This is a genomic window from Acinetobacter sp. YH12052, from assembly GCF_013419835.1.
GTDB classification, from domain to species: domain Bacteria; phylum Pseudomonadota; class Gammaproteobacteria; order Pseudomonadales; family Moraxellaceae; genus Acinetobacter; species Acinetobacter amyesii.
In genome coordinates, this window is record NZ_VOZI01000004.1 from 79558 (window position 1) to 94741 (window position 15184).

Genomic DNA, 15184 nt, shown 5'->3' on the forward strand with positions numbered 1-15184 from the left:
GTAGTCTAGGCTTGTAATCAAGCACATTGTGATTGATTATCAATAAGATTTTTTGAAAAAATCAATCAACACATTTTATTTCATTAATTGAAAAGTGACATGGACTGATGCTGTCTAAGTTTTTTATTTATCGACCGATTTTTGCAGGTGTCTTGGCGATCATCGTCATGGCGCTCGGGCTATTTGCTGTGCTCAATTTACCGGTAGAGCGCTATCCAGATATTGCACCACCACGAATTACGGTCAGTGCAAGTTATAGCGGTGCGTCAGCAGAAACAGTCGAGGAAAGTGTCACACAAGTTCTTGAGCAACAAATTAAAGGAATTGATCATCTTTTATATTTTAGTTCAAGCAGCGACTCTTCAGGTCGAAGCCGGATCAGCATCAGTTTTGAAAATGGCACTGACCCAGATACCGCTCAAGTACAAGTACAAAATGCCATAAATGGAGTAATCAATCGGCTGCCTGAAGATGTGCAGCGCCAAGGGGTAAATGTCTATAAATCTTTGGGTGATACCCATATGGTTATCGGCCTCTATGATGAGACTGGCAAGAGTTCGAATATCGAACTTGGTGACTATATGATGACTCATCTAGAACAGGACATTGCTCGAATTGAGGGTATCGGTGAAGTCGATGTTTTTGGTTCGCAATTTGCCATGCGTATTTGGCTCAACCCACTGAAGTTAAAGCAATATAGCCTTATGCCCAGTGATATCCGTGCGGCTGTTGAATCACAAAATACGCAGGTTGCAGCCGGAGCCGTAGGTGAATTACCGAGTGTTTCGGATCAATATCTCAATGCAAAAGTCACTTCAGGTACACGTTTAAAGTCAGTTGAAGAATTTGAAAATATTATTGTCAAATCTGCACGAAATGGCAGTTTTGTCTATTTAAAAGACGTTGCACGTGTTGAATTGGGTGCGGAAAATTATTCAGGAGTTAATACCATTAACGGGTATCCATCTTCAGGGATGGGGATCTCATTGGCTTCTGGGGCAAATGCACTTGAAACCTCAGCCTTAATTAAGCAAGAAATTGAACAGTTAACGAAGCAATTACCAGCCGGTTATAAAATCGTTTATCCACGGGATAACACGCCATTTGTACAAGAATCGATTAAAGAAGTGGTGAAAACGTTATTCGAAGCCGTTTTATTGGTGGTTTTGGTGATGTTTATCTTCTTACAAAATTGGCGAGCAACGCTGATACCTGCGATTACCGTGCCTGTGGTGATTCTAGGGACTTTAGCGATTTTATATGCTTTGGGCATGACCATTAACACGCTCACCTTGTTTGCATTGGTATTGGCCATCGGTCTGTTGGTCGATGATGCGATTGTTGTGGTGGAAAACGTCGAACGTTTAATGCATGAACAACAGTTAACAGCAAAACAAGCGGCTATAGAGTCGATGCATGAAATTAGTGGGGCATTAATCGGGATTACTTTGGTATTAACCGCTGTATTTATTCCCATGGCGTTCTTTGGTGGCTCAACGGGCGTGATCTATAGACAATTTTCCATCACACTTGTGGCTGCCATGGGCTTGTCACTGATGGTTGCGCTGATTTTAACCCCTGCATTATGTGCCTTAATTTTAAAACCCAATCCGAAACCACAGCGCTGGGCGATTTGGTTTAATGCCAAATTAGAGATTTTAAAAACCAAATATTTGACACTTACACAAGCCACGGTTCGTTATCGCTTATGGACGGTGGTTTTGTTTGCGGGGCTCATTACGGTATTTGCTTTGTTTTATCGTGCTTTGCCGACCAGTTTTATTCCTAGTGAAGACCAGGGTATTTTGAGTGTGCAACTTAAATTACAAGAAGGTGCACCGATGTCGAAAAGTCGTGAGGTCGGTGAACAAATTCGGCAGTACTTTTTAACTGAAGAAAAGCAAAATGTTGATTTGGTGATGATTCGTTATGGACGAAATTTTTCTGGTACGGGTCAAAACTTAGGGCAAGGCTTTATTGCACTGAAGCATTGGGATGAACGTTCAGGACAACACAATTCAGCGCAAGCGATTCGTGAACGTGCTATGAAACATTTTAAAAAATTTAACAATGCACAAATCAATGTCAGCATGCCTTCCTCTGTCAGAGGTCTTGGGCAAACCGATGGTCTGGAATTTTGGCTGCGAGATATGAATGGCGAAGGTCGAGCTTATCTGGATGCGCAATTTAAAAGCTTGCAAGAAAAATCTGCACAATTTAGCAGTTTCGAAAATTTAGACAAACGCTCTAACCCAGACAAAGCTGAACTGAAAGTTGATATTGATCAAAAACAAGCGATGGCCATGGGTTTAACGCAAAATGCGATTAATAGCACCATGAGTAGTGCATGGGGCGGGAGTTATATCAACGATTTCATTGACCGTGGAAGTATTAAACGCGTCATGATGCAGGCAGATGCCGAATTCCGTTCTAAACCAGAAGATTTAGCCTATTGGCATGTGCGAAATGATCAAAATGAAATGATTCCATTTAGTAATTTTTCAACCATTGGTTGGAGTGGCGGCCCAGAAGTTGTTAATCGTTTCATGGGCTATACTGCATTACAAATGGAAGCGGATACAGCCAAAAATGTCTCAAGTGGACAAGCCATGCAGGATGTTAAAGCTTTAGTTGATCAAGTGCCGGGTGTGGACGTGGCATGGAGTGGGTTATCCTTTGAAGAGCAAAAATCAAGTCATCAAGCGATTTGGCTATATTTGGTCTCGATTGGATTTATTTTCCTCTGTCTTGCCGCCCTATATGAAAGTTGGAGCATTCCGACCGCAGTCATGAGTGCGATTCCACTCGGGATAGGCGGTAATATTTTGTTTAGCTACATGACCGGTTTTCCAAATGACATCTATTTCCAAATTGCCTTGCTGACGACCATCGGTCTGTCCTGTAAAAATGCGATCTTGCTTGTAGAGTTTGCAGCGATGGCACAAGAAAAAGGCAAACATGTAATCGAAGCTGCAATGGAAGGCGCAGCACTACGTTTACGTCCTATTTTGATGACCTCTTTGGCTTTTGGTGCAGGGGTGGTTCCTTTAGTTCTTGCTTTTGGCGCAGGTGCAGCCAGTCGTCAAGAGATTGGGGTGAGCGTACTCGGTGGGGTGATATTCGGTACAGTCTTGGTGCTGATCTTTATTCCGTTTATGTATGTGATGGTCCGTTCTATTTTTAAAATCAAACCGGTGTCTGAAACTTTGAAATAATCCTCGCACAGCGTATCGCTCCACTAAACGCCACCGTTAAAGCCTGAGTACTTCGCGGTGGCTTTTTTATGTCGCCAAACTTTCGGCAGGGAATAGTCACAGAGAACTTTCGCAAATGACGTTCACCGAGAACATATCGAAGAGATTTGAAACTCTTCCTTTTATCCTTCAATATGTGCTCTACATAGAAAGATTAAAATAAGAGTGAGTTGAATGGCGGATTTAATACAAAGACAGCGTGAAATTTCCGCTTTGCTGCAACAACAAAATTATGCAGCAGCAGTTTTCGCTTTACAGCCCCTGAACTACGCTGATCAGGCCCGTTTAATTCAGCAATTTCCAATCGAAGATCAAATCGAGTTACTTTCAGGTTTAGACCATCAAGGCTTGGTTTTTGAGTTTTTCCCTTTTGAGTTACAGCGACAGCTGATTTCACGTTATCCACTGCGTCTACAAATTGAACTATTTGATGATATGCATTCTGATGATGCAACGGATTTATATAAAAGTTTAACTGATGCAGAACAAGATCGGATTTATCAACAACTTGATCAAGATACCCAAGAGCATCTAATGGCGTTATCTGCATATGCAGAAGAGTCTGCAGGCGCAATCATGAGCTCAGACTATGTCAGTATGCCTGCTGACTTTACCATGCAACAAGCCATAGAGGCCTTGCGCCATGAACCGCATGACCGTGAAACCCTATATTTAATTTATGTCACCAATGATCAGTCTCAATTAGAAGGGGTGATTTCACTGCGGCAAATTTTGCAGGCCGATCGTGATGCACGGATTCAACAGGTGATGAGCAAAGATGTGGTGACCGGCTGGATAGATGAAGACCAAGAAAGTATTGCTCGAAAATTGGCTGAATATGATTTTATGGCCTTGCCGATTGTGGATCATGCCCAGCGTTTGATGGGGATTGTCACCTATGATGATGCGATGGATGTGGTACAGGCTGAAACCACTGAAGACTTTTTAAAAGCCAGTGCGGTGAGTACCGAACCAGGTATGAGCATAAAGAAAGCACCGATTTTAAAGTTGTATCAAAAGCGGGTGTTCTGGTTGGTTATATTGGTCTTTGGCAGCTTATTGTCCGGTTTAGGTATTTCGTATTATGAAGATATTATTGCCGCACATATCGTCTTGGTTTTTTTCTTGCCTTTACTGGTCGGAAGTGGAGGCAATGCAGGTTCACAGTCTGCAACCTTAATGGTGCGAGCGCTTGCCACTGGGGATGTAAAAATTCGAGATTGGTTTTATTTGTTGGGACGGGAGACGCTCGTCGCACTTTGTCTAGGCGGAACCATGGCCATTGCTGTATCGATTTTAGGCTACTACCGTGGTGATGCAACCGTCGCTTTGGTCTTGGCTTTAAGTATGATGGGCATCGTATTGCTCGGTTGTTTAATTGGCATGAGTTTGCCCTTTGTACTCAACAAGTTAAAGCTCGATCCTGCAAGTGCTTCTGCACCTTTGGTGACTTCGATTTGTGATGCGACCGGCGTGGTGGTGTATTTGATGATTGCTTCACAATTGCTCAATTTATAGAGATTAGCATTTTGCTACAGATAGAAGACTTCTAATATGTTTTAATCTCAGTGATTTACACGGTTTTTATTGGATAAAATATGACTGAACCATTAAAACAAAAAATGTCAAAGCAAGAAGTCATTCGCCTTGAACGCGATCTCGCCAAGTTTGCCAATATGATGGACTCTGTGGTTCGGATTCCATTTACCCGACAAGGGGTAGGTGCAGATGCAGCGTTGAGTACCATTCCCGTCGCTGGTGATATCGCAGGATTCGTCTTGACCTGCTATGCCGTCTATAAGGCCAAACAGATTGGCGTACCACAAGCCAAATTAAATGGTGTGATGAAACTCGCAGTTATAGATGCTGTCGTGGGGTTTATTCCTGTTGCAGGGACGATCTTTGATGTGTTTATTCGACCGAGCCGTAAAGCTTTAGATGTTGTACATACGCACATTCGTGAAGAATATCAAATCAGTACAGATCAACATGTGGTACATCCGTTTTTACATGAAAAATTAGAAGAGAAACAACAGCAATCTGCTTTTTGGCGCAACCCTGTGGTTGCATGGATATGGATCCATATCCCAGATATACTCGGGATGATTTTCTTATTAGTCTTTATATTTGCAATTTATATGGGTGGTTCATTGCTTTGGCAATGGTTAAAGGCCAATGGAGTATTGTAGATAGGACAGATTTGTGGCTTGAGTGCTAGCAATGAAAGGCTGTTCAACTGAAAAGTGATTGATAAAACAGTAAATGCTCTGAGAAAAAATTAGACTCAAAAAAAGCCTCCATAGGGAGGCTTTTTTACGACTTACATTAGATGCTCGATTATGGGCAATCTAATTGTTGTAAAGCCGCAACGCGTTGTTCAATCGTTGGGTGTGTTTGGAACAATGCAGCTAAACTGAAACCTTGTTCTTGACCCGCAGAAATTGCAAAGGCTTTCATTTCTTTTGGCATTTGATCTGGCATTTCAGATTCTGCTTGTAAACGTAACAGGGCAGAAATCATCGCTTGTTTACCTGCTAAACGCGCACCAGCTTCATCGGCACGGTATTCACGGTAGCGAGAGAACCACATCACAATGGCAGACGCTGCGATACCAAAAACAATATCTAATACAATCGTAATGACGAAGTATGCGATACCCGGTGCTTCACCATCTTCACGACCGAAGACATTACGGTCGATAAAGTCACCTGCTACACGTGCAAAGAACATGACAAAGGCGTTAACTACACCTTGCACCAAAGCAAGGGTCACCATGTCACCATTGGCTACGTGACCAATTTCGTGAGCGAGTACGGCACGGAGTTCATCTTTGTTCATACGCTCCAGTAGACCGGTAGAAACCGCCACTAAAGCATCATTTTTGTTCCAGCCTGTTGCAAAGGCATTTGACTGGTACGATGGGAAAATACCCACTTCTGGCATTTTGATACCAGAACGTTGTGCCAGTTGCGCAACTTCGTTGAGTAACCATGCTTCAGCTTGGCTACGTGGTGCATTAGGGTCAATCAGCTCTGTACCCGTGGTTTTTTTCGCCATCCATTTTGACATGAATAGTGAGATCATCGAACCCACCATACCGAACACAAAACAGATTACGAGCAAGTTGCCTAAGTTTAAGCCGCCTGCACCGTGGTAACTACCGACACCGAAGAGTGACAAGATTATGCCAGCTACAACCAGTACCGCGAGGTTGGTCAGCAAGAACAAACCAATCCGCATCATTGGGTAAATCCTCTTATTATAGAAAAATGATCTGATTTACAAATAAAAATCATTAAACTCAATATGAGGTGAAAGTCTTAAAATTTCAAGGAAAAATTAGTAAAACAGATGCAATTTTACAAAATCAGTGATTTTATTCATTGAAATAAATGCGTGCTGAGGCAGACGCATTTGCTGTCGCAAATGAACCTGACGGTGCATCGGTAAAACTACCATTGTCTGTTTGAATAATTTGACGTGCTGGAGACTTGGCTACAGTAGGGGCAGCAGCATGGTAATTGTCCGAACTGGCAATAATCCGACCACTATTTGAAGTGCTATTTGAACTGCTCGAACCCGAGACACTTAAACTACCAGCATATAGGTTGCTGTAGCGGCTAGTGACACGGCGGACATAGTCTTGAGTTTCACGAAAAGGAGGGATGCCACCATATTTTGCGACATTGCCTTCACCTGCGTTATAACCTGCTAAAGCAAGCGAGGTGTTACCATTAAAACGTTTCAGTAGCCAAGATAAATAGCGCGCACCAGCCATAATGTTCTGATGTGGATCATAAGCATTCGAAACATTGAAGCGACGTGCCGTGGCAGGCATGAGTTGCATTAAACCTTGCGCACCGACAGGTGAGCGAGCATTGGTGTTAAAACCTGATTCGGTATGCATCACCGCTTTAATCAAACCTTCGGAAACACCATGTTGGGCCGCTGCTTGTTTAATAATATTGTCAAAGGCATTTTTATTACGGCTATAGCTTGGCAACACAGATGCTTCATTTGAGCCCCAGTTACTATAACTATGAATATTACTGTCCGGATAGTAGGTTTTTTTCTCGACTTTCAGATTGCTATAGCGGCCTTGCTTATTGGTCAGTAGTGTTGTGCCATTACTTTCACGTAATTGATAAATCGTTTGGCCGGCAAAAATGCTCGGTGCAGCTATACTGATAGCCACACTTCCACTTAATAACAGCCCCAAAGTCCAAGTATTGTTTTTCATTTTATTGTGAAGAAAAAAATTCTGTCCCCAAACAGTTAAAATAGAGTTTATCAAAAAAAAATCAGATGAAAAGGCTTCGAGGGCTGATTTCTTCTTTACTTTGTAAAAATCAAGTCATTTTGATGATTCAATAATCAAAAAAAATATTTATTTTTTTTTAATGAGCATAACTTGACACATCTAAAGCATTGATAAATAAGTAATAATAAAATGATCAAAAAATGATCAATTTAAATAGAAGCCTTAAAATAAGGGCAGCTCACCTTGTCAAGTCATTTAAAATCCACAAAGTTATCCACAGCTTTTGTGGACAACTGTGGAAAAGTCCAAAAGATAAGCGTTTCGCCTAAAAAATGAACTCGACCGTATAAAATAATGCGCTGAGGATTACGTGATCATGACAGTATTTTTAGTTTTTTCGGAAATTACATTCTTTTGATGCGAGAAGTCTGCGAATCGGATAAAATTGCGCGGTATTTTTTTTTAGGTTTAACTCGTCTATGTTCTCGCCAGTTGAGTCCGAACAAGGATTTAATTTCAAACCAGAACTACCAACTAGCTCTGCGTATTATCGTTTATTGAAAAAGCTACGCCGTCAGGTCGGTCATGCCATTCGTGATTTTAAAATGATCGAAGAGGGCGACAAGGTGATGGTCTGTATTTCAGGCGGTAAAGACAGTTATACCTTGCTCGACATTTTGTTGCAGTTTAAGCGTATTGCACCGATTAATTTTGATGTGGTTGCGGTCAACCTTGACCAAAAACAACCTGGTTTCCCTGAAGAAGTATTGCCACGTTATTTAGAAGAAAACAAAATTCCGTATTACATCTTAGAAAAAGATACCTACAGCATTACTAAACGTTTAACCCCAGAAGGTAAAACGTATTGTGCAGTGTGCTCACGTTTACGTCGTGGTTCGTTATACGGCTTTGCTCAAGAAATTGGGGCGACGAAAGTGGCTTTAGGTCATCATCGTGATGATATTTTGGCGACGTTCTTCTTGAACTTGTTCCATGGCGGTAGCTTAAAAGCCATGCCACCGAAATTATTGTCTTCTGATAAAAAGAACATTTTGATTCGTCCACTGGCTTATGTGGAAGAAAAAGACATCATCAAGTATGCAGAAATGCGTAAGTTCCCAATTATCCCATGTAACTTGTGTGGTTCACAGGAAAACTTACAACGTGCAATGTTAAATGACATGCTGCGTACTTGGGATAAAGAATTTCCAAAACGTTTACACAGTATTTTTGGCGCATTGCAAAATGTATCGCCTTCACAACTGGCAGACCGTGAGTTATTCGACTTCGAAGCTTTGGATGAACAACGCGAGTTTGACTTTAAAAATAGCGAAAGTTGTTCAACTGAAGAGGGTGAGCCAGAAAGCAAACGCATTAACATGGTGAACTTAGGGTTTATGGCAGATTAAGCCGAAAACTTCATCACGCAAAAGGCATTCTACGGAATGCCTTTTTTATGCTTATGATTTTTCTCATTTTGTTGTTAAAAAGTTAAATATTGAACGGTGCGTACAAAAAACTTTAGCCTTTTCGCAAATGATCATGCTATAACAAGCCTCAAGCAAAATATGCTTGCACTGATGTTGTCCGGAACGGCAACACACACGAACAAAATAAATTGAGGAAAGATCATGCCTGCTTTTTTAACTGATGATTGGTTTTCAACTGTAGAAACTCTGACAGCTCAAGCTGGTGATTTAAACTTACCACCTGCATTGGCTAATCTTGCAATTAACCTTGTGGTTGCTGACGCTGCAGGCAATACTGAATTGTCATTAGACGGTGGTGCAATTAAAAAAGGTTTATCTTCAAACGCGAAAACAACGTTGAACATGGATGCTGAAACGTTACGTAAAGTATTCCTTGAGTTTGATATGGCTGCAGCGATGCAAGCATTTATGACGGGCAAAATTAAAGTACAAGGTGATATGTCACAATTGATGGCATTGCAAACTGCAAAACCAAGTACTGAACAAAAAGATTTATTCAAAAAAGTACTTGAGCAAACTGCTTAAGTTTAAAACGAAAAAAGCTTACCCGAAGGTAAGCTTTTTTTTGTGCGCTCACATGTAAATGTTAGATGGATGCATATTAGATATTCACCAGTTGTGGTGTGGTTTTAATATGTTCCAAATAAGCACGAATACGTGTGACATATTGCACGGCTTGACGATAACGACCATTGCTGGCTTTGTTACGGTCGAGATAAGCATATAAGTTCACCCACTTATTCGGGTTTTTACCCTGAGCTTGGATGCGCTTTTGAATCTGACTTACAGCACCAGGACCCATGTTATACGCCACTAAGGCATACCAATTACGATCTGGGTAGGGAATGTTGCTATAACGGTTTAACATTTGGTCATAGTACTTAGCACCGCCCTGAATGCTTTGCGTCGCATCTGTACGGTTGCTCACACCCATTGCTTTTGCTGTACTGTTGGTCAGCATCATAATGCCACGAACACCCGTCGGGGATACCGAGTCAGGTTTGAGGTAAGACTCTTGATAACCAATCGCTGCCAATAAATGCCAGTCAAGATCATATTGCTTGGCCGTGTTTTTAAAACTAGCCTTATAGATCGGCATACGTTTACTTAAATCACGTTGAATCACATTCCAAGAATCTTGTTTGACCACATTACGGTTGTAGAACGATGCCAACTGTCCAATTGCGCCATTTTGTTTGGCTCGGCAAATAAAACCACTTGCGGTTTGGCTGAGTGGATCATCTGCATTTTTAAATACCCAGTTTAAGTTGCTGTTTAAACCATTTTTTTTCAAAGAAACGGTATCACCACAACTGGCTGAAAATGAAGTCAAGTGTTTGGCTTCAATGGTACTCATTCCGGCAGTGGTCATAGCAAAATTAGCTTGACCTTTGGCAACCATTTTTAAAGCAGTGGCATTGTCGTTCACTGTTTTAAAATCTAATTGGACATTTAAACTTTCTGCATAGTTACGTGCAAGGTCGTAACCAAAACCATGTCGATGTTTACCATCCTGAAAAACAATGTCAGGATTGGCAACGGCAACAACAGTGAGTTTATTACTGTTGACGACAGCATCATATTGATGAGCTGTTTTGCTGGCATTAATACTGTGAAAAGGAATTAAGACAGTACTGAGTGCAAGCGCTTTAAATGGGAGAGAGTTAAAAGAGTTAAGGCAAAGCCTCGACCCAGAAGTTGAACTACTGTGCATGTTGTCTCCGCTACAAGTAATTTATGCCCTAAAAAGCAAAGGCAAACACGCCTCAGACTTTTTCAAGTTTGATAAATTCAATAAGGGTTGGGCAGTCATGACGTCATTCAAAAATGACTAGGGGTTTTCGGGAAATATGTAGAAAATCTACACTGGATAAAAATTAAACAAGCCTAAAAGATGTGCGCATAATAATAAGCAAAAAAATACTTGTCAAATTTTGTACGAAAAAATATTAAAATATGTAACATAAATAATTGATTTTGTTTGCGAATAAATTTTATATACTTTGCCTGTGTAGAAATGGAGGATAAAATAGGCATGTTTTGTAAAAATCAGCGCTTGCTCAAGGCCGAAAAATCATCATGAAATCTAACTTAATTACCCGTGGTGGACACGATTTATTGGTCGCTGAACTTCAACATTTATGGCATGAAGAACGACCTGAAATTACCAAAAAAGTGAACTGGGCGGCCAGTCTTGGCGACCGTTCGGAAAACGCGGATTATCAATATAATAAGCAATTATTACGCAAAATTGACCGACGTGTACGCTACTTGGGAAAACGTTTGGAAGAGCTACGTATTATCGATTATTCACCCGAACAAAAAGGGAAAGTCTATTTTGGGGCGTGGGTCGATATTGAAAATGAAGACGGTGAACAAAAAACGCTAAGGATCGTGGGGGGGGATGAAATTTATGATCATCATCCGCAGCATATCTCGATTGATTCACCTATGGCTCGAGCACTCCTGTCCAAGCAAGTGGATGATGAGGTCGAAGTGCTGACCCCGCTGGGAAAAAAATGTTGGTATATCAATTCAATTCGTTATGAAATGGGCGAAAGTACTGAAAAATAACAGACTGCTCTTATTTTGTTCAATTGAACGTGTTTTTTACAAAATAATTTGCCATTGTTGAAATTTATTTATATGATGGCGGCCATGGAAGCGTGGCAGAGCGGTTTAATGCACCGGTCTTGAAAACCGACGAGGGCGCGAGTCCTCCGTGAGTTCGAATCTCACCGCTTCCGCCAAATTCAAAAACCCTGATGTTTTTAACATCAGGGTTTTTTTATATGCGTAAATTTAGGCAATGCATTTTGCCTTGATCTCAATTTAATACATATTGATTCAGCTTCTATTTTTCAGTTCGAAGCCAAAATTTTACAATCGCCTAAATTTTGTATGAACGATTCGCCATGTGTTCAAAATAAGGCAAAATAATTTGCCAAGCTGAATTTTTATTTATATGATAGCGGCCATGGAAGCGTGGCAGAGCGGTTTAATGCACCGGTCTTGAAAACCGACGAGGGCGCGAGTCCTCCGTGAGTTCGAATCTCACCGCTTCCGCCATATTCAAAAAACCCCAATGTTTTACATTGGGTTTTTTTTGCCTAAAATTTTTGAATTATTTTTTCGACAGGCGAAGCTGATATACAGCATGGATATGACATGCTATTAATTATTCACAATAAACAGAAAACAAGATCAATCGATTTGGAAAAGGAATTCACCCATGCAAAAATCAGAGCTTATTCATGAACTGGAATGGCAAGCGCGTTGTCAATTGGCGGCACTGTATCGCTTGGTGGCTTATTATAAAATGACCGACTTAATTGATACCCATATCAGCCTGCGTTTAAGTCATGAACCTGAGCATTTTCTGATTAATCGCTATGGTGTGACCTTTGACAAAATGACGGCTTCGGATTTGGTCAAAATTGATCATGAAGGTAAAATTGTTGAAGCCTATGATGCGGGGAAGATGGTGAATGTGGCAGGTTTTGTGATTCATTCTGCCTTACATCATGCGCGTGCAAATATTAATTGCGTGATTCATACGCATACTGCGGATGGTGTGGCGGTTTCTGCACAGGAACATGGTTTATTGCCAATCTCACAACAAGCATTAAAGTTCTATCAGAACATTGCTTATCATGAATATGAAGGTATTGCCTTTTCAACTGAAGAGCGTGAAAGACTGGTACAAGATATGGGGCATTATCGCTGCATGATTTTACGCAATCACGGCTTGCTTGCGACTGGAGATAGTGTGGCGCGGGCATTTCATGAAATTTACTTTTTAGAACGAGCTTGTCAAATTCAAGTAAAAGCATTGTCGAGTGCTACATTGCATTATCCAAGTCCGAAGGTTTGTGAACATACGTTGCAGCAGTTTGAAAATCCGATGGCCGAGCCCATTATTCAAGCGGCTTGGCAGGCGGCCTTGTCCTTAATTGACGATCAGCAGTCAGATTATTGCAGATAATATAATTTTCAATCATCTAGCTCATAGAGTATAGGTGCTATGCCTTATGTGCAGAAGAATAGTCATGGCTTGAGCAACGCGTTATCATGTTCATAGTGGAACTATGAGATGAACTATGAAAATCGTTGCAGATGAAAATCTGGCATTTACTGAGTATTTTTTTTCCGAATTTGGTGAAATAAAGCAAGCGGCAGGTCGAACATTGACCCATGCAGATGTCAAAGATGCCGATGCATTGTTGGTACGATCGGTGACTCAGGTAAATGCAGATTTAATTCAACAGACCGCACTCAAATTTGTCGGTAGTGCTACGATTGGAACAGATCATTTAGATATTACTGCTTTAGAAAAGCAGGGCATTGCTTGGTCAAATGCCGCAGGTTGTAATGCACAAGCGGTTGCAGAATATGTGATTACTGCATTGCTTTATGTCAAACCTGAATTGTTGAATGCAAATGAACAATTTACCTTGGGCATCGTTGGTTTAGGTAATGTCGGTTCACGTTTGGCAGTCATGGCAGAATTATTCGGTTGGAATGTCATTGGCTATGATCCATTTGTGCAATCTGATCAGGCGAAACAAGTTGAATTTGCAGAACTGTTAAAAAATGCAGATGCGATAAGTACCCATGTGCCACTGACCAAAGAGGGTGAACATCCAACCTATCATTTAATCAATGCTGCTGCCCTTGCTGCTATGAAGCCAACTGCGATCTTGATTAATTCCGCGCGTGGTCCAGTGGTCGAAGAATCTGCCTTAATTGCTGATATTCAACAGACTCAGCGTAAAGTGGTCTTAGATGTTTTTGAACATGAGCCAGAGATTTCAGCAGCGTTGTTAGATTTAATTTATGTGGTGACACCGCATATTGCCGGCTATAGCTTGGAAGGTAAAGCACGTGGCACACAGATGATCTATGGGGCATTCTGCCAAACTTTTAATCAACCGATAAATAAAGCTTTTGAAAGTCAGTTACCCGTCTGTGAGCAGTATTTTACTGGTGCTGACTTTAAGACGGTATTACAGCGTTATTTAAAAGATATTTATGATATCGCTCGTGATGATGCAAACTTACGTGCTTGCCTAAAAGACGGCAAGGTGGATCAAAAAGCCTTTGATTATTTACGTAAAACCTATCCTTTACGCCGTGAATGGGCTGCGCATGGAGGCCCTGCAGCATGAGTCAAATGAACTTTCAACCGAGTTGTGAACTCACTGCACTTCGTGCACGTGCCACGATGTATGCTCAAATTCGCCAGTTTTTTGCGGCACGTGATGTACTAGAAGTGGAAACACCTGTGCTTTCTCAAGCGGGTGTCACCGATGTGCATTTAGCATCGGTACAGGCTCAGCGCCATGTGAATGGTCAAAAGCAAACGCATTATTTGCAAACTTCACCTGAATTTGCCATGAAACGTCTGTTGGCAAGTGGCAGTGGATCTATTTACCAAATCTGTAAAGTTTTCCGTGATGATGAACATGGACGTAAACACAACAGTGAATTCACCATGTTGGAATGGTACCGTCCGGGTTTTAGCTTAAAAGACTTGATGTTTGAAGTGACGGACTTATTGAATGAAACTTTGAAACAGCGCTTTGGTGAAGTTCGTCCAACTATTTTGAGCTATAAGCATGCCTTTATGGATCGTTTGGATTTGAACCCGTTACAAGCTTCTTTACAAGATCTGAAAGATTGCTGTCGTCGTGTGGGACTAAGCTTAGATCTGGGTGAAGACCGTTTAGGCTATATCGATTTATTGTTCTCGCATTATGTTGAGCCGAGCCTCGGTTTTGATACGCCAGTGTTCCTTACAGATTTTCCACCGGAAATGGCTTCTTTGGCGAAAACCCGTGTGGACGAAGATGGTGAATTGGTTGCAGCACGATTTGAGCTATATATCGAAGGTTTAGAGTTAGCGAATGCTTATGATGAACTGATTGATGCGGATGTTTTACGCAGTCGTTTTGAGGCAGATAATGCAGAGCGCGCTAAACTTGGGTTGCATGTGATGCCGATTGATGAATATTTGCTTGCTGCATTACCGCATATGAGCGAGTGTGCAGGTATAGCCTTAGGTATTGATCGATTGCTAATGGTGGCTATGAATCAGCTAAAGCTTGAAAAAGTCATTAGTTTTCCAGCAGCTGTGTCATAAGTGAACTGAATAGCTGCTGTCTATAAATGCTTATACA

Annotated in this window: 12 protein-coding genes and 2 tRNA genes; 11 read left to right on the forward strand and 3 right to left on the reverse strand. The window is 41.3% G+C overall.

Annotated elements, in window-relative coordinates:
- Window positions 1–107: 107 nt before the first annotated feature.
- The 3 genes from FTU06_RS04040 to FTU06_RS04050 all read left to right on the forward strand — a co-directional run bounded on the left by FTU06_RS04040 (window position 108) and on the right by FTU06_RS04050 (window position 5443).
- Complete coding sequence (locus FTU06_RS04040) at window positions 108–3215, forward strand: multidrug efflux RND transporter permease subunit (protein ID WP_180145080.1); 3108 nt, start codon at window positions 108–110, stop codon at window positions 3213–3215.
- 213 nt (window positions 3216–3428) lie between these two features.
- Window positions 3429–4772 carry a magnesium transporter gene (mgtE, locus tag FTU06_RS04045; RefSeq protein ID WP_180145083.1) on the forward strand — a complete coding sequence of 448 codons (1344 nt, stop codon included), beginning with the start codon at window positions 3429–3431 and terminating at the stop codon, window positions 4770–4772.
- Window positions 4773–4852: 80 nt separating this feature from the next.
- Window positions 4853–5443 carry a DUF4112 domain-containing protein gene (locus FTU06_RS04050; RefSeq protein ID WP_180145086.1) on the forward strand — a complete coding sequence of 197 codons (591 nt, stop codon included), beginning with the start codon at window positions 4853–4855 and terminating at the stop codon, window positions 5441–5443.
- A 148-nt stretch (window positions 5444–5591) separates the two neighbouring features.
- Here FTU06_RS04050 and htpX read toward each other — a convergent pair whose 3' ends face one another.
- Together htpX and FTU06_RS04060 are read right to left on the reverse strand one after the other, a co-directional pair.
- Entirely contained in the window at window positions 5592–6497 is a 906-nt protein-coding gene (gene htpX / locus FTU06_RS04055) for a protease HtpX (protein ID WP_078190437.1), read from the reverse strand.
- A gap of 133 nt (window positions 6498–6630) precedes the next feature.
- The gene (locus tag FTU06_RS04060; protein WP_180145089.1) at window positions 6631–7494 is read right to left on the reverse strand and encodes a lytic transglycosylase domain-containing protein; all 864 of its coding nucleotides are present in this window, start codon (window positions 7492–7494) and stop codon (window positions 6631–6633) included.
- Window positions 7495–7994: 500 nt separating this feature from the next.
- Between FTU06_RS04060 and ttcA the strand changes: the two genes are divergently transcribed.
- On the forward strand, window positions 7995–8924 hold the full coding sequence (ttcA, locus tag FTU06_RS04065; RefSeq protein WP_168378304.1) for a tRNA 2-thiocytidine(32) synthetase TtcA: 930 nt from the start codon (window positions 7995–7997) through the stop codon (window positions 8922–8924).
- 222 nt (window positions 8925–9146) lie between these two features.
- Complete coding sequence (locus FTU06_RS04070) at window positions 9147–9530, forward strand: SCP2 sterol-binding domain-containing protein (RefSeq protein WP_078190434.1); 384 nt, start codon at window positions 9147–9149, stop codon at window positions 9528–9530.
- Window positions 9531–9606: 76 nt separating this feature from the next.
- Here the strand turns inward: FTU06_RS04070 and FTU06_RS04075 are convergent, their stop codons facing one another.
- Window positions 9607–10719, reverse strand: coding sequence for a transglycosylase SLT domain-containing protein (locus FTU06_RS04075; protein ID WP_180113918.1), 1113 nt, complete (start codon window positions 10717–10719; stop codon window positions 9607–9609).
- Window positions 10720–11084: 365 nt separating this feature from the next.
- Here FTU06_RS04075 and greB point away from each other — a divergent pair, with 365 nt between their 5' ends.
- From greB to epmA, 6 genes are all read left to right on the forward strand, one after another.
- Window positions 11085–11579 carry a transcription elongation factor GreB gene (gene greB / locus FTU06_RS04080; protein ID WP_180113919.1) on the forward strand — a complete coding sequence of 165 codons (495 nt, stop codon included), beginning with the start codon at window positions 11085–11087 and terminating at the stop codon, window positions 11577–11579.
- Window positions 11580–11665: 86 nt separating this feature from the next.
- Window positions 11666–11755: transfer RNA gene (locus FTU06_RS04085), tRNA-Ser, on the forward strand.
- A gap of 229 nt (window positions 11756–11984) precedes the next feature.
- Window positions 11985–12074: transfer RNA gene (locus FTU06_RS04090), tRNA-Ser, on the forward strand.
- Window positions 12075–12237: 163 nt separating this feature from the next.
- Window positions 12238–12990 carry a class II aldolase/adducin family protein gene (locus FTU06_RS04095; RefSeq protein ID WP_180145091.1) on the forward strand — a complete coding sequence of 251 codons (753 nt, stop codon included), beginning with the start codon at window positions 12238–12240 and terminating at the stop codon, window positions 12988–12990.
- A gap of 115 nt (window positions 12991–13105) precedes the next feature.
- Window positions 13106–14173 carry a 4-phosphoerythronate dehydrogenase gene (locus tag FTU06_RS04100; RefSeq protein WP_180145093.1) on the forward strand — a complete coding sequence of 356 codons (1068 nt, stop codon included), beginning with the start codon at window positions 13106–13108 and terminating at the stop codon, window positions 14171–14173.
- Between the two features lie 5 nt (window positions 14174–14178).
- Window positions 14179–15147: an EF-P lysine aminoacylase EpmA gene (gene epmA / locus FTU06_RS04105; RefSeq protein ID WP_373683667.1), complete on the forward strand. Its 969-nt coding sequence runs from the start codon at window positions 14179–14181 to the stop codon at window positions 15145–15147.
- Window positions 15148–15184: the final 37 nt, after the last annotated feature.

What these genes read in the sequence shown, in the direction of transcription:
- FTU06_RS04040 (WP_180145080.1), top strand. Translation starts at nt 108, where the DNA reads ATGCTGTCTAAGTTTTTTATTTATCGACCGATTTTTGCAGGTGTCTTG.
- mgtE (WP_180145083.1), top strand. Translation starts at nt 3,429, where the DNA reads ATGGCGGATTTAATACAAAGACAGCGTGAAATTTCCGCTTTGCTGCAA.
- FTU06_RS04050 (WP_180145086.1), top strand. Translation starts at nt 4,853, where the DNA reads ATGACTGAACCATTAAAACAAAAAATGTCAAAGCAAGAAGTCATTCGC.
- htpX (WP_078190437.1), bottom strand. Translation starts at nt 6,497, where the DNA reads ATGATGCGGATTGGTTTGTTCTTGCTGACCAACCTCGCGGTACTGGTT.
- FTU06_RS04060 (WP_180145089.1), bottom strand. Translation starts at nt 7,494, where the DNA reads ATGAAAAACAATACTTGGACTTTGGGGCTGTTATTAAGTGGAAGTGTG.
- ttcA (WP_168378304.1), top strand. Translation starts at nt 7,995, where the DNA reads ATGTTCTCGCCAGTTGAGTCCGAACAAGGATTTAATTTCAAACCAGAA.
- FTU06_RS04070 (WP_078190434.1), top strand. Translation starts at nt 9,147, where the DNA reads ATGCCTGCTTTTTTAACTGATGATTGGTTTTCAACTGTAGAAACTCTG.
- FTU06_RS04075 (WP_180113918.1), bottom strand. Translation starts at nt 10,719, where the DNA reads ATGCACAGTAGTTCAACTTCTGGGTCGAGGCTTTGCCTTAACTCTTTT.
- greB (WP_180113919.1), top strand. Translation starts at nt 11,085, where the DNA reads ATGAAATCTAACTTAATTACCCGTGGTGGACACGATTTATTGGTCGCT.
- FTU06_RS04095 (WP_180145091.1), top strand. Translation starts at nt 12,238, where the DNA reads ATGCAAAAATCAGAGCTTATTCATGAACTGGAATGGCAAGCGCGTTGT.
- FTU06_RS04100 (WP_180145093.1), top strand. Translation starts at nt 13,106, where the DNA reads ATGAAAATCGTTGCAGATGAAAATCTGGCATTTACTGAGTATTTTTTT.
- epmA (WP_373683667.1), top strand. Translation starts at nt 14,179, where the DNA reads ATGAACTTTCAACCGAGTTGTGAACTCACTGCACTTCGTGCACGTGCC.